The following is a 25,187-nucleotide window of genomic DNA, read 5'->3' as shown; positions in this document are numbered from 1 at the left end:
GGTCGTTCACCGCCGCGTCATCCGCCGTTCGCGCTCCGCTCGCCTGGCATCCCTAAGGTCTGGGGCGGCGCCGGTCGGCGTCCTACGCACTCATTCGGAGGAGAACCTCATGAAGCGCACGACATCTGCGCTCGCCGCGACCGGCGCGCTCGTCGCGATCGTCGCGGCATCGCTGGTCGGAACTGCGGCAGCCCCGGCATCCGCGTCCGCGCACGGCAATGACGGCCGTAACGACGGCCGGATCAAGAACGTGATCTACCTGGTCGGAGACGGCATGGGACGCACGCACGTCTCGGCCGGTCGCGAGCGGTACTACGGCGCCGACGGGCGCCTGAACATGGAGACCATGCCCTCGCACGGCTACGTCAGCACATACGCCGTGCAGAAGGGCTCCGCGCAGCCCGGTGAGGACGGCTTCGAGCCGAACTACGTCACGGACTCCGCATCCGCCGCGACCGCGTGGTCGTCCGGCGTGAAGACCTACAACGCAGCGCTCGGCGTCGACGCCAAGGGCACGCTGGTGCCGACCGCCATGGAACTGGCCAAGAAGGCCGGCTACCGCACCGGCAACGTGAGCACTGCCGAGATCACCGACGCCACCCCGGCCGGCCAGATGAGCCACGTGCTGGCACGGGGATGCCAGGGCCCCGTGTACTCGGCGAAGTCCTGCCAGGACGCCGAGGTCACCGGCGCGGAGCTGCCCACCGACGACCTGCGCGTCACGCCGGTGGCCAAGCAGATCGCCCGCAACGGCACCGCCGACGTCATCCTCGGCGGCGGTCTGAGCCGCTTCGACGCCGCGGACGAGAAGGCGCTGCGAGCCCAGGGCTACAACGTGCTCGGATCGCCCTCGTCGCAGACCGTCGCGACCGGCGCCGACCTCGCCCGCGCGAAGGGCGACAAGGTGTTCGGCCTGTTCAACCAGGGCAACCTGACGATCGAGAAGGCCAAGCGGGAGAACCCGCAGTCGGTCCAGGCGAAGGAGCCGAACCTCGCTGCGATGACGACCAAGGCGATCTCGCTGCTGGAGGGCAAGGACAAGGGCAAGAAGGGCAAGGGCTTCTACCTGCAGGTCGAGGGCGCGCTGATCGACAAGCGCTCGCACGCCAACGACGCCGCGCAGACACTCGAGGAGATCAAGGCCTTCGACGACGCCGTGAAGGTCGCACTCGACTTCGCGAAGAAGGACGGCCACACCCTGGTCATCGTCACCGCCGACCACGAGTGCGCGGGCTTCAACATCATCGAGAAGGGCTCGTTCACCAACGCCGAGGCGGCGAACCCGCCGGTGAACGTGGACGGCGGGAACACCGCGAACAACTCCACGCCCTCGCGCGCCGGCGGCAACACGAAGGATGCTTCGCGTTCGACCGGCATCGTCAACGGCGCGGGCTCGAACGACCCGCACAACTTCGCCCCGGCGACGTTCCGCACTGCGGACGACCCGAAGGACGTCAAGGACGGCAGCCCGGAGGCGAGCCTGTGGCTGACCTACCTGTCGGGCAACCACACCGGTGCCGACGTGCCGATCTACTCCTTCGGCGCCGGCTCCGACAAGATGCAGGGCTCGATCGACAATACCGATCTGTTCGACATCGTCACCGGCGCGCTGCGCGTGCGCTGATCCACCCTGCGGGGGCGCCCCGATCGGGCGCCCCCGCTTCGGTCTGTCTGGAGGACCCCATGAGACGTCACGCGCTCGCCCTGGTCGCGGTCACCGCACTGCTGCTGACCGGCTGCTCGGCATCCGTCGCGCCGTCGGCCGAGGATGCCGCATCGCGGCCCGTCATCGCGACGACGCTGCCCGACCTCCCCGCGCCGAGTGGGGAGCCGGAGCTCGCGTCGCTGCAGGACCTGATTCCCGCCCCCGGGAAGGTGCCGCTCGCCGCCGGTCCCTTCGACGACCGCTTCGTCGTGCGCGGCGTCGCCTTCGACGGCGCGGCGGTCACCGGGGAGCTCGAGATCACCTCCGACGTCAGCGATGTGCTCGAGCTGATGGTGGTCGCCGGCTTCTACGACGAGGACGGACGGATGCTCGGCACCGCGCGCTTCGAGCAGCACTCGGACGGCGATCACGACCATGCCGGCGTGCCGTCCGAGACGACGGCCTTCCGCATCGAGGTGCCCGCCGGGTTGCGCGGCAAGGCTGTCGCCGCCGCGATCGGCGTGCCGGTCCTCGTGAACGAGTAGCCGGTCGCGCGCAAGGATGCCCCGGACCAGACGGTCCGGGGCATCCTTGCGCCTTCTGAGGAGCGATGTCAGGCGCGCGCGGCCTCGGTCACGCGACGCGCGGCCGCGAGTGCCTGGTCGAGATCGGCCTTGAGGTCGTCGATGTTCTCCAGCCCCACCGAGAGGCGCACGAGGCCGGGCGTGACGCCGGCGGTGAGCTGCTGCTCGGGGGTGAGCTGCGCGTGCGTGGTCGATGCGGGGTGGATGACCAGTGAGCGCACGTCGCCGATGTTGGCGAGGTGGCTGAAGAGCGAGAGGCTGTTCACGAACTCGCGGCCGGCCTCCACGCCGCCCTTGAGCTCGAACGAGAGCACTGCGCCGACGCCCTTGGGTGCGTAGTGGTTCGCCTTGGCGTACCACGGCGAGGACGGCAGGCCCGAGTAGTTCACGCCCGCGACGTCGTCGTGGTTCTCGAGCCACTCGGCGATCTCCTGCGCGTTCTGCACGTGGCGCTCGACGCGCAGCGACAGGGTCTCGACACCCTGGATGAGGTTCCAGGCGCTCTGCGGCGCGATCGCGGAACCGAGGTCGCGCAGCAGCTGCACACGGGCCTTGATGATGTAAGCGAGCGCGTCGCCGACTGCCGCGGTGTACGAGGCGCCGTGGTAGGAGGGGTCGGGCACGGTCAGGCCGGGGAACTTCTCCACGTTCTTCGACCACTCGAACTTCCCGCCGTCGATGACGACGCCCCCGATCGTGGTGCCGTGGCCGCCGAGGAACTTGGTCACCGAGTGCACGATGATGTCGGCGCCGTGCTCGAACGGGCGGATCAGGTACGGGGTGGCGATCGTGTTGTCGACGATCAGCGGCACGCCGTTCTCATGAGCGACATCGGCCACGGCCCGGATGTCGAGCACGTTGATCTGCGGGTTGCCGATGGTCTCCGCGAACAGCAGCTTCGTGTTCGGGCGCACCGCGCGGCGCCACTCCTCGATGTCGTCCTGGTTCTCGACGAAGGTGACCTCGATGCCGAGCTTGGCGAGCGTGTACTTGAACAGGTTGTAGGTGCCGCCGTAGATCGAGCTCGACGCGACGAAGTGGTCACCCGCCTGAGCGATGTTCAGGATGGCGAAGGTCGACGCGGCCTGACCGCTGGAGAGCACCAGCGCACCGGTGCCGCCCTCGAGTGCGGCGAGGCGCTGCTCGAGCACGTCCTGGGTGGGGTTCTGGATGCGGGTGTAGATGTTGCCGAATTCGGCCAGGGCGAAGAGGTTCGCGGCGTGGTCGGCGTTGTCGAAGACGTACGACGTGGTCTGGTAGATCGGCGTCGCGCGGGCCTTCGTGACGGGATCGGGTGCGGCACCCGAATGGATCTGCTTGGTCTCGAAACGCCAGTTCTCAGCTGCGGACATGAGTTTCCCCCAGGGATGGAAGCGGGTGCGTGCGGCGGATGCCTTTCAGTGAGAGTACGGAAGAACGACGAGTGTCAACAAGGAACGGGAAATGTGACGTAACAACCGGTGCTGTGTGTGCCGATGGCCCTGACTCGTTTCGTCGTACGGTTGAGTCATGGCGAACAGACGTGCAGTGGTGACCGGCGCGAGCACCGGTATCGGCGAGGCGACGGTGCGGGCGCTCCGCGCCTCCGGTTGGGATGTCGTCGGCGTGGCCCGGCGGGCCGAGCGGCTGGAGGCGCTGGCGGCCGAGACCGGTTCGAGCGCCTTCGCCGCCGACCTCACGGATCCTGCGCAGATCGAAGCCCTCACGGCTCATCTCGTCGAGACCGGCCCGGTGCACGCGCTCGTGCACGTCGCAGGCGGTGCGCGAGGCACCGATCGCGTGGAGGGCGGTTCGGCGGAGCAGTGGCGCTGGATGTACGAGTCGAACGTGATCGCCGCCCAGCAGCTCACCGCCGCGCTGCTCCCTCAGCTGCGTGAGGCGGCCGTCGACGGGCACGCCGACCTGCTCTTCGTGACTTCGGTCGCCGCGCGTGGGGCGTACCCGGGCGGCGGCGGATACAACGCCGCGAAGGCGGCGGAGTCGATGATCCCGCAGGTGCTGCGCCTCGAGCTGAACGGCGAGCCGATCCGCATCACCGAGATCGCCCCCGGCATGGTGCACACCGAGGAGTTCACGCTGCGCCGTCTCGGCGGCGATGCGGTCGCGGCCGAGGCCGTGTACTCCGGTGTGGAGGCGCCGCTGGTCGCGGAGGACGTCGCCGACATCGCCGCCTACGCACTGAACGCACCTGCGCACGTGAACCTCGACCTGATCGTGATCCGGCCGGTCGCGCAGGCCGCGTCGCACCTGCTGGCGCGCGGTCCGCTGCGCCCGCGGATCGAGGACTGACGTGGGGGTGCACCTCGTCGGCGGCGGCTTCGGCCGCACCGCCTTCGCACCGTTCACCGCGGACGTGCACGCCGCCGCGCCCCACGATGAGACTCCGGTCGTCGCCGTCGTCACCGTCCGCGAGAACGGCGGCACCGGGCACGCCCGCGACCTCGTCGAGGCGATCACCGCCGATGGCGCCGCGGCCTTCGACATCCGTCTCGTGACCGCCGCCGAGGATGATGTCGTCGACCCGGCCGTGTTCGACGGTGCGCACGCGATCGTGATCGGCGGCGGACGGACGCCTGCCTATCACGCAGCCCTGGAACCGAGCTTCGACCGCATCCGCACGGCCGTCGCGAGCGGCACGCCGTATCTGGGCTTCTCCGCCGGCGCGATGATCGCCGCCGAGCGCGCCATCCTCGGCGGCCGACTGATCGGCGGCGTTCCCGTGGCACCGGAGGGCGTCGCGCAGCGGCTCGACGAGCTCACCATCGCCCCCGGCATCGGCCTCGTCGACGTGTCGGTCGACGTGCACGTCGCGCAATGGGGCGCGCTGTCCCGCCTGATCGCGGCGACCGAGGCCGGGGCCATCGACGGCGGAGTGGGGCTGGACGAGAGCACCAGCCTGATCGCCGGATCGGACGGCCTGCGGATCGCCGGAGAGGGCAGCGTCTGGCGAGTCTCGCCCGGCGAGGACGGCGTGGTCGTCTCGAGCGACCGGAGCGCACGCTGATGCCCAAGACGCTCGTCGAGCTCGCCGCCGACGGGCAGCTCGATCCGGGCTGGGCCGAGGCTCTCGCGCCTGTGCAGCCGGTGATCACCGACCTCGGCGAACGTCTGCGCGCGGAGCAGGCCGCCGGCCGCGGGTACCTTCCGGCGGGGGCGAACGTGCTGCGCGCGTTCCAGCGTCCGCTCGACGACGTCAAGGTGCTGATCACCGGTCAGGATCCGTACCCCACGCCGGGGCATCCGATCGGCCTGTCCTTCGCGGTCGAGGCCGAGGTGCGCCCGCTTCCGCGAAGCCTGGGCAACATCTACAAGGAGCGCCAGACCGACCTCGGCATCCCGCCGGCGCCGCACGGGGACCTGACCGCCTGGAGCGACCAGGGCGTGCTGCTGCTGAACAGGGTTCTTACGGTGCGGCCCGGCACTCCGGCATCCCACCGCGGCTGGGGCTGGGAGCAGGTGACCGAGCTCGCGATCCGCGCGCTCGTCGCGCGCGACCGGCCGCTGGTCGCCATCCTGTGGGGCGCGGATGCCCGTGGTCTCAAGCCCCTGCTCGGGCAGACGCCGATCATCGAATCCGCGCATCCCTCGCCGCTGTCCGCGAGTCGCGGGTTCTTCGGGTCCCGGCCCTTCTCCCGGGCGAACGAGCTGCTCGCTCAGCAGGGTGCCGATCCCGTCGACTGGCATGTCGGGGGAGAGGCATGAGAACCCGCCCTGTATCCGAGGGCGACTTCCCCGGAATCCGCGCGATCTACAACCACTACGTGCGCGAGTCCGTCGTCACGTTCGACGAGACCGAGTCCACCGACGAGGACTGGGCCGCGAAGGCGGCGAGGATCCGGGGCGCCGGGCTGCCGTTCCTGGTGGCCGAGACCGACGACGGAGAGCTGATCGGCTATGCGCTCGCGCAGCCGTGGTCGCCGAAGTCGGCGTACCGGTACACCGTCGAGAACTCGATCTACCTCGCGCCGGGAACGGCCGGTCAAGGCTTCGGATGGGCGCTGATGGCGCAGTTCCTCGCCGCCTGCCGGGACGCAGGGCTCCGTGAGGTGATCGCGGTGATCGTGGAGGGCGCTGACGCCTCGCTCGCGCTGCACCGCAAGGCGGGGTTCACGGACGCCGGCGCGCTGCGGAACGTCGGTGAGAAGTTCGGCCTGGACCTCGGCGTGCAGTTTCTGCAGCTGTCGCTCAGGACGCCGGGTTCTCCGGGATGACGGGGATCGCGGCGAGCAGCGCCTTCGTGTAGTCCTGCTGCGGATGCCGCAGCACGGCATCCGTCGAACCGCGCTCCACGATCCGGCCGTCCTTCATGACGGCGACCGTGTCGCTGAGATGCTGCACGACGCCGATGTCGTGCGACACGAGGACGAGCGTGAGGTTCTCGGTCTGCTGCAGTTCGGCGAGCAGCTCGAGGATCTGCGCGCGCACGGTCACGTCGAGCGCCGACAGCGGCTCGTCGCCGACGAGGATGCGCGGGCGGTGCGCGATCGCGCGCGCCAGCGCGATGCGCTGCCGCTGACCGCCGGAGAATTCGTGCGGATGCCGGTCCGCCATGTCCGCGTCCAGACCGACCTGTTCCAGCACCTCGCGCACGCGGGCACGGTGGTCGCCGTCGATGTCGAGGGCACGCAGCGGCTCCGAGACGATCCGCCCCGCCGACATGCGGGGATCCAGCGACGCGTACGGATCCTGGAAGACCAGACCGGTCTGCCGGCGCAGCCAGTGCAGCGACCGCGCGCTCGCCGAGGCGTCGACCTCGCGCCCGTCCACCACAACTCGGCCTGCGGTCGGCCGGTCCAGGCCCAGCAGCAGCCGCACCAGCGTGGATTTGCCCGACCCCGATTCCCCGATCACGCCGAGCGATTCGCCCTCGGCGATCTGCAGATCGGTCGGATGCAGGGCGGTGTTCGTGCGGGTGCGCTCGAACATCGACTTCTTCGGCAACCGGAATTCGCGGTTGAGGCCGGACGCCTCGATCAGACTCATGAGCCGCCGCCTTCCGGGCGCCACAGCGTCGCCGTGGCATCGCGCAGCAGGCCCCGAGTGATCGGGGACTGCGGAGCGCTGAGCAGTGTGCTGACCGGCGCGCGCTCGACCACGCGGCCGTCCTCGAGCACGACGCCGTTCGTGGCGACCTGGGCGAGCACCGCGAGGTCGTGCGTGATGAACACCAGTGACATCCCGCGCTCCTGCACAAGGGCCAGCAGCAGGTGCAGGATCTCGGCCTGGATCGTCACGTCGAGGGCTGTGGTCGGCTCATCCGCGATCAGCAGGCGGGGATTCGCCGCCAGCGCCATCGCGATCGCGACGCGCTGGCGCTGCCCGCCGGAGAGCTGATGCGGATACCTGTCGACGATGCTCTCGGGGTCGGGCAGCCGCACCTGTGCGGCCGCCTCGATCGCGCGCCGGCGCGCCTCGGCCTGAGGAATGCGCTCGTGGATGCGCACGGCCTCGGCGATCTGCCGACCCACGGTGCGGATCGGGTTCAGGGCCGTGCGCGGCTCCTGGAACACCATCCCGATCTGGTCACCGCGCAGCTGTGCCATCCGCCGGTCCGGCAGACCGATGATCTCGGTGCCGTCCCAGCGGATGCTGCCGTACGCCGACGCCTCCTCAGGCAGCAGCCCCATCACCGCGAGAGCCGTCAGCGATTTTCCGGAGCCGGACTCTCCGATCAGCCCGAGCCGCTCGCCGTTCGCGACCTCGAACGAGACTCCGTCGACGACGCGTCGTCCGTCGATCTCGATCACGAGATCCTGCACGACCAGACTCATGACACCACCCCCGGTACGTGCGCCTCCGCAGCGCGGCGCTTCGAGCCGCGTGCGGAGAGCGTCGGATCGGTCGCCTCGCGCAGCGCGTCGCCGAGCAGGTTCAGGGCGAGCACGGTGAGCGTGATCGCCAGTCCCGGCCACAGCACCGACAGCGGATGCACGCCGATGTAGCGCTGCAGGTCGGCGAGCAGCAGGCCCCAGGACGGCTGCGAGACCGAGGCGCCGAAGCCCAGGTACGACAGCCCGGCCTCCGCGAGCACGGCGACCGCCATAGACCAGGACAGCTGCACGATGAAGACCGGGGCGACGTTGGGCAGCAGATGCTGCACGAGGTTCTCGATCGGCGTCAGACCGTTCGCCCGGCCGGCGAGCACGAAGTCGCTCTGCTGCACGCGGCGCAGCTCGGGGCGCGTCACGCGGGCGATGTTCACGCCGAAGCCGATCCCGACCGAGAACACCACGACCCACAGCGACCCGCCCCAGACCGCCGAGATCATCATCGCGATGAGCAGCACGGGGAACGCGATCAGGATGTCGACCAGCACGGCGACGGTCTCGCGCACCCAGCGGGTGGTGAGCGCGCCGAGCGCGGCGAGGGCGATGCCGACGAGCGTCGCCACGATACCCGCGCCGACGCTGACGAACACCGTCGTGCGCGCACCGACCATGATGAGGCTGAGGATGTCGCGCCCCGTGCCGTCGGTGCCCAGCAGATGCGGCCAGCCCGGGGCCGCCCAGCGGTCGCGGATGCTCCCGATCAGCGGATCGAACGGGGTCCAGAACAGCGAGATCAGTGCGGTCAGGGCGACGACGGCGACGACGATGACGGCGAAGCGGCCGATCCGCGACGCCCAGAGCCGGGAGCGCCAGTTCATTCCGCCTCCCGCTGTCGTGGGTCGATCGCGTGGTGCACGAGGTCGACGAGGAATCCGATCACCAGCACGAAGCCGGTCAGCACGAGCAGCTCGCTCTGCACCTTGACCAGATCGCGGGTTCCGACATCGGTCACCAGCATCCGCCCGATGCCGGGCAGCGTGAAGAGCTGCTCGATCACGACCGAGCCGACGATGATGCCGGCCACCTGCAGGCCGAGCACGGTGACGATGGAAAGGCCCACCGCCGGGATGCCGTGCTGCACGAGTGCGCGGCGGCGGGTGAGGCCCTTCGCCGCCGCGGTGCGCACGAAGTCCTGGCCGGCCGCCTGAAGGGTGGCGCTGCGCACGAACCGCATGAGCATCGCGCCCTCGACGAGGCCGATGGTCAGGGCGGGCAGGATGAGCGACTCGAAGGCCTTCCCCGGCTTCGCCCAGCCGGCGATTGGGAAGCCCTGCGCCGGCAGCCAGTGCAGTCCGTGTGCGAAGACCAGCACCAGCAGCATCCCCGCCCAGATCACCGGCACTGCCGCCACGGCCTGCGCGGTGAAGTTCATCGCGGTGCCGCCGGCACGGCCGCGGAGCATGGCCGAGACGATGCCGAACGGAATCGCGATCAGCAGCGCGATCGCCAGCGACATCAGTCCCAACGGCACGGTGACCTGCGCCTTCTGCACGAGTTCGGCGCCCACCGAGGCCCCGCTCAGCTGCGAGGTGCCGAGGTCGCCGTGCAGGATGCCGCCGATCCACTCCGCGTACTGGACGGGCAGGGGGCGGCCGAGACCGAGTGATTCGCGGATCGCGTCGACCTGCGCGGGGCTCGCCTGCGTGCCGGCGATCAACTGAGCGACATCCCCGGGGAAGACGCGCAGCGTGAGGAAGATCAGCACGCTCGACACGAGGAGCCCCGCGATCAGCAGGGCTCCTCGCGTGAGCGTGTACCGGAGCACGGGCGGGTCAGTCCTTGGCGCGGGTGACGCCGAGCAGGTTGATCCGGGAGTTGATCGAGTCCTTCGGGAAGCCCTTCACGATCGGCAGCAGCGCGGTGAGAGTCGCGCCGTTGTACAGCCAGTCCGCGGCGTCATCCTCCGAGACGATCTTCGCGGCCTGCGAGAGCAGCGCAGCAGACTTGTCGGGGTCGATCTCCGCCATCGCCTCGGCGTACAGCTCCTGCACCTGCTTGTTGTCGTAGCCGAAGTAGTAGTCCGGGTTCGCCCAGTTGCCGAAGTCGCGCGGCTCCACGTGCAGCACGAAGCTGAGCTCGTAGTCGTGGTTCGTGTAGACATCCTCGAGCCAGGCCGGGAACTCGACGCGGTTCACCTTCAGAGTGACGCCGACCTTCGCGAAGTCCGAGATCAGCACCTGCGGCACGGTCGTGCCGTAGAACGTCGGGATCGTCAGCGTCAGGGTGAGGTCTTTCTGACCGGCCTCCTCGAGCAGCTTCTTCGCCTTCGCCGGGTCGTAGGGGACCAGCTTGGAGAGGTCCTGGTAGCCGGGGTCGAGCTCGGGGATCGGCCCGTACATCGTCTGACCGGCGCCGACGGCCTCGACGAGGGCGTCGTGGTCGATGGCCAGGCGCAGCGCCTCGCGCACCTTCTGGTCGTCCAGCGGCGCCTTCGCGTTGTTGAACGCCAAGGTGCCCTTGTCGGTGGTGCGACCGGTCGTGACGGCGAAGTCCCCTGTCTCTTTGAGCTGTTCGACGAGGTTCGGGTCCACGGCGGTGAGCACGTCCAGCGTGCCGTCCATCGCGGCGTTCACACCTGCGGTGAAGTCGGGGATGTAGTGGAACACGACCTCCCTGACGCCGGCCTTGTCGCCCCAGTACTTGTCAGAGCGCTCGAAGGTGATGCTCGCGCCCTTCGACCAGTTGCCGAGGGTGAACGGACCGGTGCCGTTCTCAGCCGTCTTCAGGTCGGTGGTGTCACCGGTCTTGAAGACCAGCCCGGCTCGGCCGGTGAGCGAGAACAGGAAGTTCTGGTTCGGTTCGGTGAGCACGATCTGCACGGTCTTCGGGTCGGTCGCTGTGATCGAGGCGACGCCGGCGAAGTCGGAGTGACCCTGCACGCTCTCGTCGGTCTGCACCGTCTTGTACGACGAGACCACGTCGGCCGAGGTCAGCGCGGTGCCGTCGTGGAACGTCACACCGTCGTTCAGCGTGAACGTGTAGGTCAGGCCGTCCGCGGAGACCTCGTAGTCGCTGGCGAGGCGCTTCTCGATCTTGTTGTCCTGCGTGCGGGTGACCAGGCCCTCGTAAATGTTGTCGAACAGGATCTGCTCGAGTGCGGCGCCGCTGGTGTGCCGGATGTCGAGGTTGGTCGGTTCGAGCACCAGGCCGACCGACAGGCTGGCCTCGGGATCGGGCTTGCCGTCAGAGGTCGGCTTCGGCTCCGCTGAGCCGGTGCACGCGCTGAGCGCGAGCGCGACGGCGGTCAGGGCGCCGAGCAGCGCGAGGCGGGTGGGGCGTCGGAACATGTGCGGTCCTTTCAGACGGCAGTGCTGTGTGCGTGCGGGAGGGTCAACGTCGGGAGGCGTCGAACGATTCCGCGATGAGCGAGGCGAGGGCCGCGGGTGCGGTCTCCTGGACGTTGTGGGTGGCGTCGACGGTGCGGATCGCGGCATCCGGACGGCGTGCCTGGAACTCGGCCCCGTCCTCGTCGGCGACGTAGCCCCTGGTCGCGCGGACCAAGGTGATCGGCGCGGTGACGGCGGCGAGATCGGCCCAGCTCCGGTCGGATGCGAGGATCGCGGCACCGGCATCCGGCGTGGTCGCGAGCGCCGATCCGGCCAGGTGCGCGAAGTGATGCTTCCACTCGATGCGTCCGTCGTCACGGACGTGCGTGTTCAGGAACACGCCGCGCTCGGTCTCGGCGCGGGTGCTGCCGAAGCCGAAGGACATGGCCCGATCCACCGCCTCGTCCAGCGAGGCGAAGTCGGTCTGCCGGTAGAACTCGCCGAGCGCCGAGGGCGCGGCGTCGCCGCGGACCCCGGCGGTGATGTCGACGATGATGAGGTCGCGGACGGATGCCGGGTGGGAGGCTGCGACGGATACCGCGGTCAGGCCGCCGAGGGACTGGCCCACGAGCACCTGGGGTGCATCGGTCCAGGCATCCAGCGCGAGCGCGACATCGGCCGCGAGGGTCTGCGGCGTGTAGTCGAGGTCGGCGCGCCAGGAGGAGTCACCGTGCCCTGCGAGGTCGATCGCGAGAGCGGGGCGCTGCAGGTGGAGGACGGTGGTGTCCCAGGTGTGCGCGTTCAGGCCGGCGCCGTGCAGCAGCGTCACCTCGGGACTGCGCTCGCCGTAGCGGATGGCGCTGAGGGTGCGGCCGTCGGGGAGGGAAAGGATGAGTCGCTCGGCCGTCGGTGCCGGGACGCCGAGAGCGGCGGCCTGGCCGGGAAGATAGCGGAACTCGCTGGTGTCGTTCTCCACGGCTGTATTCTCCTTCCTGGACGGGGTTGCGCGGAAATGCGGATGCAATCTGACCAGCTGCGCGCGGACGCAGGTTCATCAAATGCTCGATGGAGCGCAAGAATGATAGACGTTCTGCCTCGCGCCTGATCCGCTGTCGCTTTCATAGGATGGAAACATGAGTGTCCTCCTCGTTCCCGGCGTCGCGAACATCCGCGATGTCGGCGGGATCTCGGTGGGGACGTCCCGGGTGAAGGACGGGGTGCTGTTCCGCTCCGGCCATCTCGCGCAGCTCACCGCGGCGGGCGATGAGATGCTTCGCGCCCGCGTGCGCCGGGTGGTCGATCTGCGCGATGACAGCGAGGTGTCCGCCGAGCCGTCAGCTCTGCATGACGTGCCCACCACGCGCGTGCCGCTCTTCCTCGGCTCCGTGGCCTCCTTCTTCGCCGAGGATCTCAGCCTCGCCGGCATGTACCAGCACCTCGTCGACGACGCGGCACCTCGGCTCATCGACGCGATCCGCCTCATCGCCGCCGGAGATCCGACGCTCGTGCACTGCACGGTGGGGAAGGATCGCACCGGGGTCACCGTCGCGCTCGCACTCTCGGCGGTGGGCGCGGACCGCGACGAGATCGTCGCCGACTACGCGCTGACCGCCTCCCAGCTGCCGCAGGCTCGCACGAGGGCGGTCGTCCAGTACCTGCGCGCGCGGCACCCGGATGCTCGGAACGCGATCGACCTGGCGACGGCGTCGCCCGCGCCGGTGATGCGCGAGCTGCTCGCAGGCATCGAGCGCAAGCACGGCTCGGTCGTCGGTTACCTGCGAGCGGGCGGGCTGACCGACGCCGAGCTGGAGGCGCTCGGTCGCGCGCTCGTCGAGTGACGGACGCCGGCCGAGGTTAGGTAAGCCTTGGCTGAGTGATATGATCGAGGCATCATGCGAACCTCCCTCGACGCGACCAGCGCGCGCTCCCAGCGCCGAGAGGCCCGTCGTCGTTCGCATCACCTCGTGACCGCCGACGAGAACTCGCTCGCCGAGCTGGAGCTCTTCATCGCGACCCTGCCGCTGTGCGCGTCGGGCCGCATCTTCATCGAGGTGCCTGAGGCATCGGACATCGGAGTCATCGCGGCGCCGGGCCGCATGACGGTCACCTGGCTCGCCCGCGGCAGCCGCACCGGTGCCGCCGGCTCGGGCCGTCTGTGCGCGCCGGGCGAGGCACTGGCCCGCGCCGCGTGCGCATGGGCCGACGAGATGCTCTGCGACGAGCAGGTCGAGACGCACGTCACGCTGCTGGGCGGCTTTCTCGGCACTGCCGACATCGTCGAGCACCTCACCGATGCGCTGGGCATGGATGCCGCGGCGATCAGCGCGCCGGAGAGCTACGGGCTGCTGACGCGCTGACGGCGCACATATCCGCCGTCCTCGAGGCCCGCCTCGATCTCGAACCGGTTGCGCAGGGCGTCGCGCCCAGCGAACAGGTAGAGCAGCGGCATCAGGAACCCGTACCGTAGCCACTGCGCCTTGTGCACGGCTTCGTGCCTCAGCACCGCCTCGCCGGGTGCGTGATCGCCGGTGAGGTAGCAGCCGCCCACGCAGACACCGCCGCGGGCGAACGCCCAGTTCGGCAGCCCTCGGAACACCCACAGCCCGTTCCGTCGCTCCACCCGGCCCGTGCTCCACAACGAGCCCCAGACGAAGCCGACGGAGGTGCCCCACCAGTAGCCGATCCGGCTGATCGGCGAGCGCAGCAGGAACGAGGGGATGCGGCGGTCGAACCGCCGCCCGCGCGCCAGGGCGGCCTCGGCGGCCGGGCGCCAGTCGTCCGTCACGCGAGGACGCCAATGAGTCGCAGGATCGCACCCAGGTCGTCGACGGCAGCCGTGGGGGTGCGTGGCGCGAAGCCCGCGATCGTCGCGCCGGCCAGAGGGAACTCCTCGCGGAGCCGACGGATCGCGGCGATCAGATCGGATGCCGAGGCGCCGAACGGGGCGGCTTCGGAGACGCCGCCGAACTCGGCGGGGTCGATGACGTCGACGTCGATGTGCACCCAGACGCGGGAGGCGCCGGTGGCCCGGATCGCTTCGAGCACCGCATCCGCGCGGGTGAGATCCTCGGGCGTGAGCGAGGTGAGCCGGTCGAGCTCGCTCTCCTCCTCGTCGTCGACTGCGCGCACGCCGACGGTCACCACGCGATCGCGGGGAACGCCGGGGGAGAGCGCGACCTGGGCCTCGCCCTCGCCGAGCACGGCGCGCAGCGCCATGCCCGAGAACGCGCCGGACGGTGAGGTGTCCGGGGAGTGCAGATCGGGATGCGCGTCGCACCACAGCACGGCGACATCCGAGGTGTCGGCCGCGGCGAGGGCGGCGACGGTCACGCTGCAGTCGCCACCGATCACGACGGCGCCCTCCGTCCAGGCGTCCTGCAGAGCGGAGCGCACTCGCAGCAGCGAGCTCAGGCGGTGCACACCGCTGCCCAGCGATTCGCCGGCCTCGAGCGGCACGTCGAGCATCGTGGTGGCGGAGCGGGGCAGGTCGCCAGCGATGGCGGCGGCCCCGTCGGTCAAGAGCATGGCCCGCGCGGAGGGCGAACCCTGCCACTGCGGGACGATCAGGAAATCGGTCATGTCAGTCGGGGGTGTCGGGTTGGTGGGGGAGAGCGGGTGGGCGCCGCAGCGCGGCGCCCACCCCGGGTGTCACTCGGACTCGATGGCCGCCTGCGGCTTCGGCGAACCGCCGGCCTTCAGCTCGGCCAGACGCGCCTCGACCTCGGTGAGCTCGCCGAGGTCCTCGAGGCTCTCGAACTGGGCGTCGAGCGTGGATGCCGCGATCTCCGCCTTGCCCTGGGCGAGGGCCTCCTGACGGCGGATCTTGTCCTCGAACCGGCCCAGCTCGCTGGTGGGGTCGAGCACGTTGATCTGCTTGACGGCGTCCTGCACCTTGTTCTGCGCCTCGGCGACCTTGGCGCGCGCGAGCAGCTCGCTGCGCTTGTCCTTGAGCTGCCCGAGCTTGTCCTTCATGCCGTTCAAGCCGTTCTTCAGCTTGTCGACGATCTCGGTCTGCGCGGCGATCTGGGGCTCGGCGGCGCGTGCGTCGCGCTCCTCGCTGATCTGACGCTGCAGCGCGATCTTCGCGAGGCTGTCGAACTTGTCGGCGTCGGCGATGCTGCCCGCGCCACGGAGTTCGTCGGCCTTGCGGCTGGCGGCGAGGGCCTTGTTGCCCCACTCCTGGGCCGCACGCACGTCCTCTTCGTGGTCGCGCTCGAGCAGACGCAGGTTGCCGATCGTCTCGGCGATCGCGGACTCGGCGTCGGCGATGTTGTTGGTGTAATCGCGCACCAGCTGGTCGAGCATCTTCTGCGGGTCCTCGGCGGAGTCGAGGAGCGAGTTGATGTTCGCCTTCACCAGCGTCGAGATGCGCCCGAAGATGGATTCCTTGGCCATGGTGTGTTTCCTTTCGATACGGAAGGGTCTGTGAGTCGAGATCGAGTGCTGTCCAGGTTCAGAAGCGGCCCCCGCTGGAGCTGGAGCGTCCGCCGCCGAAGCCGCCGGCGGAGAAGCCGCCTCCGCCTCCGCCGCTGCTCCAGCCACCGCCACCGCCGCCCCAGCCGCCACCGCCACGGTTTCCGCCGCCGCCGAGGAGCTGACCGATCAGCACGCCGCCGAGCACGGCGCCGAGGGTGTCATTGCCGCCACCGCCGCCGCCCCCGCCCCACGAACCGGTGTCGCTCTGTGCGAGGCGCAACGCCTCACCGGCCATCCGATCCGCATGCTGCGCGTACGCCAGGGCCTGCTGCGGGTCGGCGTCGGCCATGCGGCGCGCCTGGTCGCGGTTGGACTGAGCCTCGGCGAGACGGGTGCGAGCCGTGGAGCTGATCGCCCCTCGGCGATTCAGGATGAAGCTCTCCGCTGCGGAGATCTGCACGTCCGCACGCTCCAGGGCACCGCCGAGCAGGCTGCGGGCGTGTGCGATCTTGGCCTGCTCGTCACGCACCTGCTGAACGGTCTGGTCGATGACGGCGTTCGCGGCGTCCAGCACGCGCAGCGCGTCAACGGGGTTGCGTCCGGTGCCGCCGAGCAGACGCTGCGCGTCGGACAGGTGCTGGGAGGTGGCGGCGATCGCCTGCGCGACGAATCCCTGCGCGTCGGGCAGAGTCTGCGCGGTCTGCATATCGCTCTGCAGCTCGGCGACGAGTGCCGCACCGCGCTCGTCTGCGGCCTTCAGATCGTTCGAGAGCTGCTCGACGGCATCCTCCAGCTGTGTGGCCTGCTGGACCGCGCCCTCCGCAGCGCGGATCGACACCGCGGCATCCCCGGTCTTCCCCGCGGCCATCTGCTGCTCGGCGGCTTGGATCTGTTCGTCGGTGAACGCCATGCGCGAGCGCGCCTGAGCGGTGTTGTCGGCGACGGCGGAGATCGCCGCGGGCGCGTAGACCGTGCCCAGCGCAGCGAAGATCTGGTCGGCACGGTCGATCTCGGCACCCGCCGCGGTGCGCAGGCGGCGCACGTTCTCGAGCGCCGCCGGAGCGTTCTGCTCGAGTTCGCGGAGCTCGTCGAAAGCGGTCTTGCGCTCCTCGAGCGATTGGGTCGACTCGGAGCAGAGCTGGATGATGGTCTGGTTCCAGACGATCCGCTCCTGATCGGAGTCCGGGATCTCGTCGTCGAGCTTCTGCTGCAGCGAGAACGCCTGGTCGAGGTTGGTGCGAGCGGTCTTCAGCGCCGCGACGAACTCGCCGATCGCGTCGTCGCCGAACTGCGCCCTGGCGTACTCCATCTCCTGCTCGCTGGACTTCACCACGTCGTCGGTGCGCACCAGGGCGATCGACGCCTGCTGCGTCAGCGCGGCGATCTCCGCCTCACGAGCCGCCTGCTCCGCCGCGCGCCTGCGGCTGCGACGCACCTGCAGTACGACGATGAGGACGATGACCGCCGCGATGGCCACCACGCCGAAGATCGTCCACCCGCGTGCGGTGCGCGCCGGCCCGTCGACCACGATGTCCTGCACCTCGGCAGCGGCCGCGTCGATCGCCCCCGCCCAATCGCTCTGGCGCAGCGCCGGCAGCATGGCGTCGGTGACGCGGGCACGGTCGGCGACGGACACGGCGCCCCCGGATTTCGGGCTGTTGATCGCGAACACCCGCGTGTCCGTGGCGACGCCGATCAGGTACTGGCGCTCACTGAGACCGTTGGCGTCGGCGGTCTGGTCGACCCAGTCGGTGTCGGTCGACGGGTTCGTGAACTCCGGCACGAAGACGAAGAACAGTCCGACGCCGGTCTGCTCATCGAGCTCGGTGAGGCGCGCCTCAGCCGCCCTCTCCTGAGCAGGAGTGAGCACGTCGCTGGTGTCGGTCACGTAGACGCCCGGATCGAGCGGCCCCGGATCCGTCGCGGATGCCGCACCGACAGCGAGGCCCGTGCCGAGAAGCGCGATCAGCAGACCCGTCACCACAGTCCAGCGCGTCCGCATCCCGCTCCCTCCACCCCGATGAGCATGCCCCACGGCACGAGTCTATGCACTGGCACGGACAGGCGACAGCGGCGGGACGCAATCGCCGTTCGCCCTGCGCGGAGCGGGCTCGCGCGACGCATACCCTGGAGGGCATGGAAGACCGGTACGGATCGGATGTGCTCGCCGCGGGCTGGCGCGAGCAGGGGTTCAAGAAGTCGGCGGACGTCGCCGCCGAGGCCGATCTCGTCGTCGAGGTCGCCGACGACGGGTACTGCGGTGCCGTGATCCGGATCGAGGCCGGCATGGTCGAGCTGGAGGACTGGAAGGGCCGGCGGCGGATGTTCCCGCTCGGCGCAGGGTTCCTCATCGACGGCGAGCCGGTACGCCTGGTGCAGCCGGCGGCGAAGCCGACTGGCCCTCAGCGCACAGCCTCGGGTTCGTTCGCGGTCGCGGACAGCAGGGCGCGGACGGCGCTGCCCAGCCGCATCCTGGTCGAGGGACGGCACGACGCCGAGCTCGTCGAGAAGGTGTGGGGCGCCGACCTGCGGCACGAGGGCGTCGTCGTCGAGTACCTGCAGGGCATCGACCTGCTCGACGAGCTGCTCGCAGAGGCTCCGCCGACCGCACAGCGCCGATACGGCGTGCTCGTCGACCACCTGGTGCCGGGCTCGAAGGAGACCCGCATGGTGGAGCAGATCCTGCGAGGCCCGCATGGGCCGCACCTGAAGATCGTGGGGCATCCGTACATCGACGTCTGGCAGTGCGTGACGCCCGCCGCCCTCGGCATCCGCGCGTGGCCGGTGATCCCGAAGGGCACGGACTGGAAGACCGGCATCTGCCGCGCTTTCGGGTGGCCGGCCGAGTCGCAGGCCGACATCGCCCATGCGTGGAAGCGCATCCTCTCGCGGGTGTCGACGTACCGCGACCTGGAGCCCTCGCTGCTCGGACGGGTCGAGGAGCTGATCGACTTCGTCACGGAGTGACGCGGGACTGCATCAAAGATACGAAACGTAAGATCGCACAAGATTCTTCTTCCCTCAAGGCGGATTCGAGGGCAGAATCGGCACAAGCTGTTCCTGCCCCGAGGAGAGAATCGTGAAATTTCGCAACCTGATCTCGGTCGGCGCCGTTGCCGTACTGATGGTCGGACTCCTGACTCCTGTCGCATCCGCGAGTGCGGTCGACGATGATACGCATCAGAAGATGATCACGTCGACGCACTGGGACTCCAGGCGCGACTTCGCCCGCGGAACCTCTGACGGCGTGACGCCCGCCCCGCACGGCGGGGTGGCCCTGCCGACCCCGCTCTCGCACCGGCTGCCGACGCTGACGTACATCGATCCGTTCGGCGACGGTGCGAAGCGCTCCTACGAGTACGGCACCTGGACCTCACCGGTCGTCGTCCCCGGCTACTCGATCGATGAGGCGATCGTCTCGTGGAACGCGACGACGCCCACGGGCACATGGGTGGAGTCGTCCTTCCGCGGACGCCTCGCCGACGGCACCTGGACCAAGTGGTACGTGATGGGACGCTGGACCTCCGGCGCGGACTTCGGCAAGGGCGACATCCATCGCACCTCGGTCGACGGCCAGGGCGACGAACACGCGAACATCTGGACCGACACGTTCTCGGCGCGCACAGGACAGGAACCCGAGGCGTTCCAGACCCGGGTGCGACTGCTGCGTCCCGAGGGGTCGAGGGCGAGGCCCAGCCTCGAGGCGGTGACCACGCTCACCAACGAGTACCTCGAAGGGTCGGATGGCGCGACCAGCGCGTTCACGCTCGGCAAGCAGGTCGAACTGGACGTGCCTCCGTACGCGCAGAACATCCACTCCGGCGAGTACCCGGAGTTCGGAGGCGGCGGAGAGGTCTGGTGCTCGCCCACCTCGACGACGATGGTGCAGTACTTCTGGGGCAAGCGAGTGCCGGCGCGCGAGCTCGCGACGATCGAAGGCGTTCCGCAGGATCCGCAGGTCGCCTACGCCGCCATCTACGCGTGGGACTACACCTATGAGGGCGCGGGCAACTGGCCGTTCAACGCCGCGTATGCGCACCGCTTCGGGCTCGACTCGTTCGTCACCCGGTTGCGTTCGCTCGCCGAGGCGGAGCGGTTCATCGCACGGGGCATCCCGGTGATCGTCTCGCTCTCCTGGGATCTCGAGGAGATGCCTGAGGCCGGATACGACACCGACGGTCACCTCATGGTCATCGTCGGCTTCACAGCCGAGGGCGATCCGATCCTGAACGACCCCGCGGCGAACAGCAACGACAACGTGCGCAGCATCTACACCCGGGAGAACTTCGAGAAGGTGTGGCAGAACTCGACCAACGGCATCGCCTACATATACACGCCCCAGGGCAAGCGACTGCCTGACAACGTCGGAGGAGTCACGCCGAACTGGTGATCGGCGGGGCGAACGAGCCGATTACCCTGGAGGGATGCCAGAACCCCGCACCTTCCGCGATGAGCCGGTTTCATTCGTCCGCCGCTCCGGCCGCATGTCGGAGGCCCAGGAACGGGCGTTCGAGGAGCTCGCTCCGCACTACCTGCTCGATGTGCCCCGCGACGTCGCCTGGACCTCGGTGCATCCAGAGGCCCGGCTCGACCCGGCCTCCGAGTACGGCCGTGAGGTATCCCTGATCGTCGAGGTCGGTTCGGGGCAGGGCCACGCGATCGTGCACGCGGCATCCACCCGCCCCGACGAGGACTTCCTCGCCGTCGAGGTGTTCCGCGCCGGACTCGCCCGCACGATGCTCGACGCCGACAAGGCCGGCGCCCGCAACCTGCGCCTGGTCGAGGCGAACGCCCCCGAGGTGCTCTCCTCGTATCTGCCCGCCGGGGCGGCATCCGAGGTCTGGATCTTCTTCCCCGACCCGTGGCACAAGAAGCGGCACACCAAGCGTCGCCTGGTGCGCCCCGGGTTTCCTGCGACCGCCGCTCGTGCACTCGCAGACGGCGGGATGCTGCGCCTCGCGACCGACTGGGAGGACTATGCGGTGCAGATGCGCGACGTGCTCGACGAGGCGCCCGAGTTCGAGCGCGCCTTCGAGGGGGAGTGGGCCGAGCGCTTCGACGGTCGCATCATGACGGCCTTCGAGCGCAAGGGCATCGCCAAGGGCCGCGACATCCGCGACCTGAGCTACCGCAGGCGATCGAACTGATCTCAGGGTCGCGCGTCCGCGCCGATTCGGACTGTGCGTGACGATCACGAATCAGCGACGCTTTCGTGCGGTGCATCGCGCCCGGCGTACTTTGAGCGCATGACGGATGCCCCGGATGGATCTGGAGTGGTGGCGGAGCTGCCCTGGGTGCCGATCGAAGAGCATCAACGGGTGCTCAACACCGCGAGGACCTGGAGGACGGGCGGGAGATGGCTCATCGGGGTCGTGGTCCTCGGCTCTCTGATGTTCGTCGGCATCATGTTCCGGTTGTATCTCACGCCTGGAGAGGGCGCGATGGCGGTGACGCAGCCGCAGGAATGCCGGGTTGTCGACGGCGAGGTCCTGGTCGCCGTGGACCTGACAGTGTTCTCCTCGTCCACTTTGTCGCAGGTCTCCCTGAACCTTCAAGACACCGCTGTCTACCGGACGAAGACGCTCGAATTCATCTCGGCCGGCGTCGTTCCGGGCCGGCAGTCGGTCGAGGGCCTGCGCGATGAAGAACTGGAAGAGCTCGCGCTTGCTGGGGATCGAGACTTCATTCCCGTCACGGAGGGGCAAAGGCTCTTTCTGGTTGCCGCGCTCTCGACTGAAGGAAACACGCACGGCGAGCTTGAAGGTCTGACTCTGAGCTGGAGCGCGGGGGAGATGTACCTGGAGCAGATCGTGGCGCTCGGGCTCCGGTTCTCAGACGGCGAATGTGCAGTGACGGTCGCGGGCGTGTCGCCGTGAGCACTCGGCATCCTCCGCCTGGGGCTGGCGATCGGAGTCCAGGCGGACGGCGCTGATTGCTTGGTACCCGATGCACCGCGTGCCCCCGAGGCGCCTGAACGAGAGCGTGAGATCGTGGTGACGTGACCCGCAGCGCCTGGCAAGCCGTCGGACCGGCCGCGCTGGTGTGTGCGGCGGCGCCGGCGTTCTTCGTGCTGGGCTGGACCGTCGTCGGCTGGGCGCTCCTCGTGGCAGGCGTCGGCACCGCGGCGCTCATAGAGCGTGGGCGCATCGCAGCCGCCGAGCCGTCGCTGACCCGTGATCTCACGCTGATCGGCGTCGGCATGCTGATCGTGCACTCGATCCCGCTGGCGGCGGAGCTCGACGACGGTGCGATGCTGCGCTTCACACTGGCGCTCGGTGGCGCGGTCCTGGTGCCCTATCTGGTCTCGCGCTTCGTGTTCCGCGACAGGGCGATCTCGTTCCCCTGGCGCACCGGGCGGCGCTGGGCGCCGTGGCAGTGGATCTGGTTGATCGCGGTGCTCGTGCTGGGCTGGCTGATCCTGCCGTTCTACTTCATCACAAGCGGGGTCTACCTGAACTGGCCGGTCGTGGACAGCCCCGAGCTCATCGGACGGTTGTTCCTCGGCGTGGGTGCCGTCGGCATCTGGGACGAGCTGTTCTTCATCTGCACGGTCTTCGCGCTCCTGCGACGGCACCTGCCGGATGCGGCGGCGAACGTGCTCCAGGCGGTGGTGTTCGTCTCGTTCCTCTGGGAACTGGGCTACCGCGCGTGGGGCCCGGTGCTGACGATCCCGTTCGCGCTGCTGCAGGGCTGGATCTTCCTCCGCACGCACTCTCTCGCCTACGTGGTGACGGTGCACCTGCTCTTCGACGCGGTCGTGTTCGCGGTGCTCGTGCATGCGCACAACCCGGGGATGCTGCCGATCTTCCTGCTCTGACGGAGCCACAGACCTCCGGCGGCTGAGAGGATTGATGCATGGACATCCGTACCGCGACCGCTGCCGCGCTGACCGATCAGGAGGTCCTCCGACTGCGTGAGGACTTCCCGATCCTGCAGAGCGAGGTGAACGGGCATCCGCTCGTCTACCTCGACTCGGGGGCGACCTCGCAACGGCCCTTCGCTGTGCTCGACGCGGAACGCGAGTTCTCGTCGACGCTGAACGCGGCCGTGCACCGTGGCGCGCACACGCTCGCCGCCGAGGCGACCGTGGCCTTCGAAGACGCCCGCGCCGCGCTCGCAGAGTTCATCGGCGCGGACGAGGACGAGGTGGTCTGGACCTCGAATGCCACCGAGGCCGTGAACCTCGTCGCGTATTCGCTCTCGAACGCCTCCGCCGGCCGGGGCGGCTCTGAGGCCGACCGCCTGCGACTGGGACCCGGTGACGAGATCGTCACCACCGAGATGGAGCACCACGCCAATCTCATCCCCTGGCAGGAGCTCGCCGCGCGCACGGGCGCGACCCTCCGAGTGGTGCCTCTCGATGACGATGGCGCGCTGCGCCTCGACGTCGCTGCCGAGCTGATCGGCGAGCGGACCCGCCTGGTCGCCGTCACGCACGTCTCGAACGTGCTCGGCGTGATCAACCCGGTCGAGCAGCTGATCGCGGCGGCGCACGCCGTCGGCGCCCTCGTGCTGCTGGACGCCTGCCAGTCCGCGCCGCACCTGCCGCTGGACGTGCACGCGCTCGACGTCGACTTCGCCGTGCTCTCCGGGCACAAGATGCTCGGACCGACCGGGATCGGCGCGCTGTACGGTCGGCGGGAGCTGCTCGAGATCATGCCGCCCTTCCTCACCGGCGGCTCGATGATCACCACCGTGACCACCACCGCGGCGGAGTACCTGCCGCCGCCGCAGCGCTTCGAGGCCGGCACCCAGCGGGTCTCGCAGGCCGTCGCGCTCGCCGCAGCTGTGCGGTACCTGCAGGACGTCGGGATGCCGCGGATCGCGGCGCACGAGGCCGAGCTCGGTGCCCGCCTCGTCGAAGGCCTGTCCTCGATCGACGGTGTCCGCGTGCTCGGTGCCGGCATCGACCTGCCGCGGGTGGGACTCGCGAGCTTCGACATCCCGGGCATCCACTCTCATGACGTCGGCCAGTTCCTCGACGATGCCGGCATCGCCGTGCGCGTGGGCCACCACTGCGCGCAGCCGCTGCACCGTCGCCTCGGCGTGACGTCGTCGACCCGCGCCAGCACGTATCTGTACACGACGCGGGACGAGGTCGATCAGGTGATCGACGCCGTCGCTCGCACCATCGACTTCTTCCGGAGGGCATGATGGCCTCGTCCGACCTGCAGGGGCTCTATCAGGAGCTCATCATGGACCACTCCCGCGCACCGTACGGCTTCGGGCTGCGCCCGGCCGTGGCGGCGCAGTCGCACCAGCTGAACCCCACCTGCGGAGACGAGATCACCCTGCAGGTGCACGCCGCCCCGGACGGCACGATCGAGGCAATAGCCTGGGAGGGGCACGGATGCGCGATCTCGCAGGCGTCCGCCTCGCTGTTCGCCGAGCTCGTCGAGGGGATGCCTGTGGCCGAGGCCGAGCGTCGGATCGAGGTGTTCCGCGAGGCGATGCGGTCGCGCGGGAAGATCGAGCCCGACCCTGAACTGCTCGGTGACGCCGCTGCGCTCGGCGGGGTGTCGAAGTACGTGGCCAGGGTGAAGTGCGCGATGCTCGCCTGGGTCGCCGCGGAGGACGCCCTGCACAAGCTCGGCTGAGCCCCGAACTGGGCTCAGGAGAACTGCGAGACCGTCGAGAAGAACTGCGCGTAGAACGACGAGAACACCGCTGACGTCCAGATGATCGTTGTGAGCAACGACGTGACGGCGATTGCGATCGCGGCCCACATCGGCCACTGACCGGTGCCCGACTGACGGCGCACGACGACCGAGCGGCCGATCGGGTACACCGGGTTGAGGAAGCTCCAGGCCCAGTGGAACCGGCGCTGGTACCCCAGCCGGCCGAGGTCGCGGTGGTCGAGATAGGCGAACAGGACGCCTGCGCCGTAGAGCAGCAGGCTGCCGAACGAGAGCAGCATCGTGATCGACATCAGGCCGTTCGTCCACACGAACATCCCGTTCACGTTCGTCGGATCGGACGCGTAAGGGTCGTACATCATCGTGCTGAACGTCGCGAGCATGCGCTGCATCATCTGCTGCATGAGCACCAGCTGCGCGATCGAGAGCACCAGGCCGACGAGGGGAACGGCCACGACGGCCCAGATCCACGGAGTGTTCGTCGGAGTCCCCGGCGGCACCTGCGGGTAGGGCTGAGTCGCAACGGGTGCCGGTGCGGACATCGGCGTCGTGGTCGCCGTCCAGGCCGTTCCGTCCCACCAGCGCAGCACGCCGGGCGCGCCGTCCGGGTACCAGCCGGGAGGGGTGGGCGGGGCGTACGACATCGGGATCCTCTCGGTACGAGAAATGGCCGCCCTGAGGACGGCCATCTCTTGTTCTGTGCCCCCGACAGGAATCGAACCTGCGACCTACGGTACCGGAAACCGGCGCTCTATCCGCTGAGCTACGGAGGCGAACCTGACGAGCCTATCAGCTACCGGAGGTCTCTCCCG

27 protein-coding genes and 1 tRNA gene are annotated in these 25,187 nt (G+C 69.4%); 15 read left to right on the top strand and 13 right to left on the bottom strand.

The window, feature by feature from the left end:
* Positions 1–109 precede the first annotated feature (109 nt).
* A complete protein-coding gene (locus ACFVDO_RS05010; protein ID WP_378860065.1) occupies positions 110–1,624 on the top strand; it encodes an alkaline phosphatase in 1,515 nt (504 codons plus the stop codon).
* Positions 1,625–1,683: 59 nt separating this feature from the next.
* Complete coding sequence (locus ACFVDO_RS05005) at positions 1,684–2,190, top strand: hypothetical protein (protein ID WP_378860064.1); 507 nt, start codon at positions 1,684–1,686, stop codon at positions 2,188–2,190.
* 68 nt (positions 2,191–2,258) lie between these two features.
* On the opposite strand, the gene ACFVDO_RS05000 is transcribed toward ACFVDO_RS05005, so the two are convergent.
* Positions 2,259–3,581: a bifunctional o-acetylhomoserine/o-acetylserine sulfhydrylase gene (locus ACFVDO_RS05000; RefSeq protein WP_378860005.1), complete on the bottom strand. Its 1,323-nt coding sequence runs from the start codon at positions 3,579–3,581 to the stop codon at positions 2,259–2,261.
* 157 nt (positions 3,582–3,738) lie between these two features.
* On the opposite strand from ACFVDO_RS05000, the gene ACFVDO_RS04995 reads away from it, so the two are divergent.
* From ACFVDO_RS04995 to ACFVDO_RS04980, 4 genes are read left to right on the top strand one after another with little or no spacing between them, the layout of a single operon-like run.
* Complete coding sequence (locus ACFVDO_RS04995; RefSeq protein ID WP_378860004.1) at positions 3,739–4,518, top strand: SDR family oxidoreductase; 780 nt, start codon at positions 3,739–3,741, stop codon at positions 4,516–4,518.
* 1 nt (position 4,519) lies between these two features.
* Positions 4,520–5,233, top strand: coding sequence for a Type 1 glutamine amidotransferase-like domain-containing protein (locus ACFVDO_RS04990; RefSeq protein ID WP_378860003.1), 714 nt, complete (start codon positions 4,520–4,522; stop codon positions 5,231–5,233).
* A complete protein-coding gene (locus tag ACFVDO_RS04985) occupies positions 5,233–5,931 on the top strand; it encodes a uracil-DNA glycosylase (RefSeq protein ID WP_378860002.1) in 699 nt (232 codons plus the stop codon). The genes ACFVDO_RS04990 and ACFVDO_RS04985 overlap by 1 nt, the downstream gene beginning before the upstream one ends.
* The gene (locus ACFVDO_RS04980) at positions 5,928–6,440 is read left to right on the top strand and encodes a GNAT family N-acetyltransferase (protein ID WP_378860001.1); all 513 of its coding nucleotides are present in this window, start codon (positions 5,928–5,930) and stop codon (positions 6,438–6,440) included. Before ACFVDO_RS04985 ends, ACFVDO_RS04980 begins: the two co-directional genes overlap by 4 nt.
* Here the strand turns inward: ACFVDO_RS04980 and ACFVDO_RS04975 are convergent.
* From ACFVDO_RS04975 to ACFVDO_RS04950, 6 genes are read right to left on the bottom strand one after another with little or no spacing between them, the layout of a single operon-like run.
* Complete coding sequence (locus ACFVDO_RS04975; protein WP_378860000.1) at positions 6,415–7,212, bottom strand: ABC transporter ATP-binding protein; 798 nt, start codon at positions 7,210–7,212, stop codon at positions 6,415–6,417. The two genes, ACFVDO_RS04980 and ACFVDO_RS04975, sit on opposite strands and share 26 nt — an antisense overlap.
* Complete coding sequence (locus ACFVDO_RS04970; protein WP_378859999.1) at positions 7,209–8,000, bottom strand: ABC transporter ATP-binding protein; 792 nt, start codon at positions 7,998–8,000, stop codon at positions 7,209–7,211. The genes ACFVDO_RS04975 and ACFVDO_RS04970 overlap by 4 nt, the downstream gene beginning before the upstream one ends.
* Complete coding sequence (locus tag ACFVDO_RS04965; RefSeq protein ID WP_378859998.1) at positions 7,997–8,875, bottom strand: ABC transporter permease; 879 nt, start codon at positions 8,873–8,875, stop codon at positions 7,997–7,999. The genes ACFVDO_RS04970 and ACFVDO_RS04965 overlap by 4 nt, the downstream gene beginning before the upstream one ends.
* The gene (locus tag ACFVDO_RS04960) at positions 8,872–9,822 is read right to left on the bottom strand and encodes an ABC transporter permease (protein ID WP_378859997.1); all 951 of its coding nucleotides are present in this window, start codon (positions 9,820–9,822) and stop codon (positions 8,872–8,874) included. Before ACFVDO_RS04960 ends, ACFVDO_RS04965 begins: the two co-directional genes overlap by 4 nt.
* A 7-nt stretch (positions 9,823–9,829) precedes the next feature.
* Positions 9,830–11,344 (bottom strand): ABC transporter substrate-binding protein, encoded by a 1,515-nt coding sequence (locus ACFVDO_RS04955; RefSeq protein WP_378859996.1) that lies wholly within the window; start codon positions 11,342–11,344, stop codon positions 9,830–9,832.
* Positions 11,345–11,387: 43 nt separating this feature from the next.
* Positions 11,388–12,299 carry an alpha/beta fold hydrolase gene (locus ACFVDO_RS04950; protein WP_378859995.1) on the bottom strand — a complete coding sequence of 304 codons (912 nt, stop codon included), beginning with the start codon at positions 12,297–12,299 and terminating at the stop codon, positions 11,388–11,390.
* Between the two features lie 157 nt (positions 12,300–12,456).
* Between ACFVDO_RS04950 and ACFVDO_RS04945 the strand changes: the two genes are divergently transcribed.
* Both ACFVDO_RS04945 and ACFVDO_RS04940 read left to right on the top strand, forming a co-directional pair.
* On the top strand, positions 12,457–13,161 hold the full coding sequence (locus ACFVDO_RS04945) for a tyrosine-protein phosphatase (protein ID WP_378859994.1): 705 nt from the start codon (positions 12,457–12,459) through the stop codon (positions 13,159–13,161).
* A gap of 54 nt (positions 13,162–13,215) precedes the next feature.
* On the top strand, positions 13,216–13,680 hold the full coding sequence (locus ACFVDO_RS04940) for an SIP domain-containing protein (RefSeq protein ID WP_378859993.1): 465 nt from the start codon (positions 13,216–13,218) through the stop codon (positions 13,678–13,680).
* Here the strand turns inward: ACFVDO_RS04940 and ACFVDO_RS04935 are convergent.
* The 4 genes from ACFVDO_RS04935 to ACFVDO_RS04920 form a co-directional block, all read right to left on the bottom strand.
* Positions 13,659–14,108 (bottom strand): Fe-S oxidoreductase, encoded by a 450-nt coding sequence (locus ACFVDO_RS04935; RefSeq protein ID WP_378859992.1) that lies wholly within the window; start codon positions 14,106–14,108, stop codon positions 13,659–13,661. The two genes, ACFVDO_RS04940 and ACFVDO_RS04935, sit on opposite strands and share 22 nt — an antisense overlap.
* Positions 14,105–14,902: an arginase family protein gene (locus ACFVDO_RS04930; RefSeq protein ID WP_378886834.1), complete on the bottom strand. Its 798-nt coding sequence runs from the start codon at positions 14,900–14,902 to the stop codon at positions 14,105–14,107. Before ACFVDO_RS04930 ends, ACFVDO_RS04935 begins: the two co-directional genes overlap by 4 nt.
* Positions 14,903–14,971: 69 nt before the next feature.
* Positions 14,972–15,718: a PspA/IM30 family protein gene (locus ACFVDO_RS04925; protein ID WP_378859990.1), complete on the bottom strand. Its 747-nt coding sequence runs from the start codon at positions 15,716–15,718 to the stop codon at positions 14,972–14,974.
* 58 nt (positions 15,719–15,776) lie between these two features.
* Entirely contained in the window at positions 15,777–17,741 is a 1,965-nt protein-coding gene (locus ACFVDO_RS04920) for a TPM domain-containing protein (RefSeq protein ID WP_378859989.1), read from the bottom strand.
* Between the two features lie 134 nt (positions 17,742–17,875).
* On the opposite strand from ACFVDO_RS04920, the gene ACFVDO_RS04915 reads away from it, so the two are divergent.
* The 7 genes from ACFVDO_RS04915 to sufU all read left to right on the top strand — a co-directional run bounded on the left by ACFVDO_RS04915 (position 17,876) and on the right by sufU (position 24,336).
* Positions 17,876–18,706 carry a DUF3097 domain-containing protein gene (locus tag ACFVDO_RS04915; RefSeq protein WP_378859988.1) on the top strand — a complete coding sequence of 277 codons (831 nt, stop codon included), beginning with the start codon at positions 17,876–17,878 and terminating at the stop codon, positions 18,704–18,706.
* A gap of 112 nt (positions 18,707–18,818) precedes the next feature.
* Positions 18,819–20,129, top strand: coding sequence for a C39 family peptidase (locus tag ACFVDO_RS04910; RefSeq protein WP_378859987.1), 1,311 nt, complete (start codon positions 18,819–18,821; stop codon positions 20,127–20,129).
* A gap of 34 nt (positions 20,130–20,163) precedes the next feature.
* Positions 20,164–20,886: a tRNA (guanosine(46)-N7)-methyltransferase TrmB gene (gene trmB, locus ACFVDO_RS04905; protein ID WP_378859986.1), complete on the top strand. Its 723-nt coding sequence runs from the start codon at positions 20,164–20,166 to the stop codon at positions 20,884–20,886.
* Positions 20,887–20,985: 99 nt separating this feature from the next.
* Positions 20,986–21,615, top strand: coding sequence for a hypothetical protein (locus ACFVDO_RS04900; RefSeq protein WP_378859985.1), 630 nt, complete (start codon positions 20,986–20,988; stop codon positions 21,613–21,615).
* A gap of 122 nt (positions 21,616–21,737) precedes the next feature.
* Positions 21,738–22,556, top strand: coding sequence for a CPBP family intramembrane glutamic endopeptidase (locus tag ACFVDO_RS04895; protein WP_378859984.1), 819 nt, complete (start codon positions 21,738–21,740; stop codon positions 22,554–22,556).
* Between the two features lie 38 nt (positions 22,557–22,594).
* On the top strand, positions 22,595–23,893 hold the full coding sequence (locus ACFVDO_RS04890; protein WP_378859983.1) for a cysteine desulfurase: 1,299 nt from the start codon (positions 22,595–22,597) through the stop codon (positions 23,891–23,893).
* Positions 23,893–24,336, top strand: a complete 444-nt coding sequence (gene sufU, locus ACFVDO_RS04885) for a Fe-S cluster assembly sulfur transfer protein SufU (RefSeq protein ID WP_378859982.1) — start codon at positions 23,893–23,895, stop codon at positions 24,334–24,336. The genes ACFVDO_RS04890 and sufU overlap by 1 nt, the downstream gene beginning before the upstream one ends.
* A 14-nt stretch (positions 24,337–24,350) precedes the next feature.
* On the opposite strand, the gene ACFVDO_RS04880 is transcribed toward sufU, so the two are convergent.
* The gene (locus ACFVDO_RS04880) at positions 24,351–25,019 is read right to left on the bottom strand and encodes a DUF2510 domain-containing protein (RefSeq protein ID WP_378859981.1); all 669 of its coding nucleotides are present in this window, start codon (positions 25,017–25,019) and stop codon (positions 24,351–24,353) included.
* 56 nt (positions 25,020–25,075) lie between these two features.
* Positions 25,076–25,148, bottom strand: a tRNA-Arg gene (locus ACFVDO_RS04875).
* Positions 25,149–25,187 lie beyond the last annotated feature (39 nt).

The organism is Microbacterium sp. NPDC057741 (assembly GCF_042798735.1).
Lineage (GTDB): Bacteria > Actinomycetota > Actinomycetes > Actinomycetales > Microbacteriaceae > Microbacterium.
This window is presented reverse-complemented; position numbering and strand designations above follow the sequence as displayed.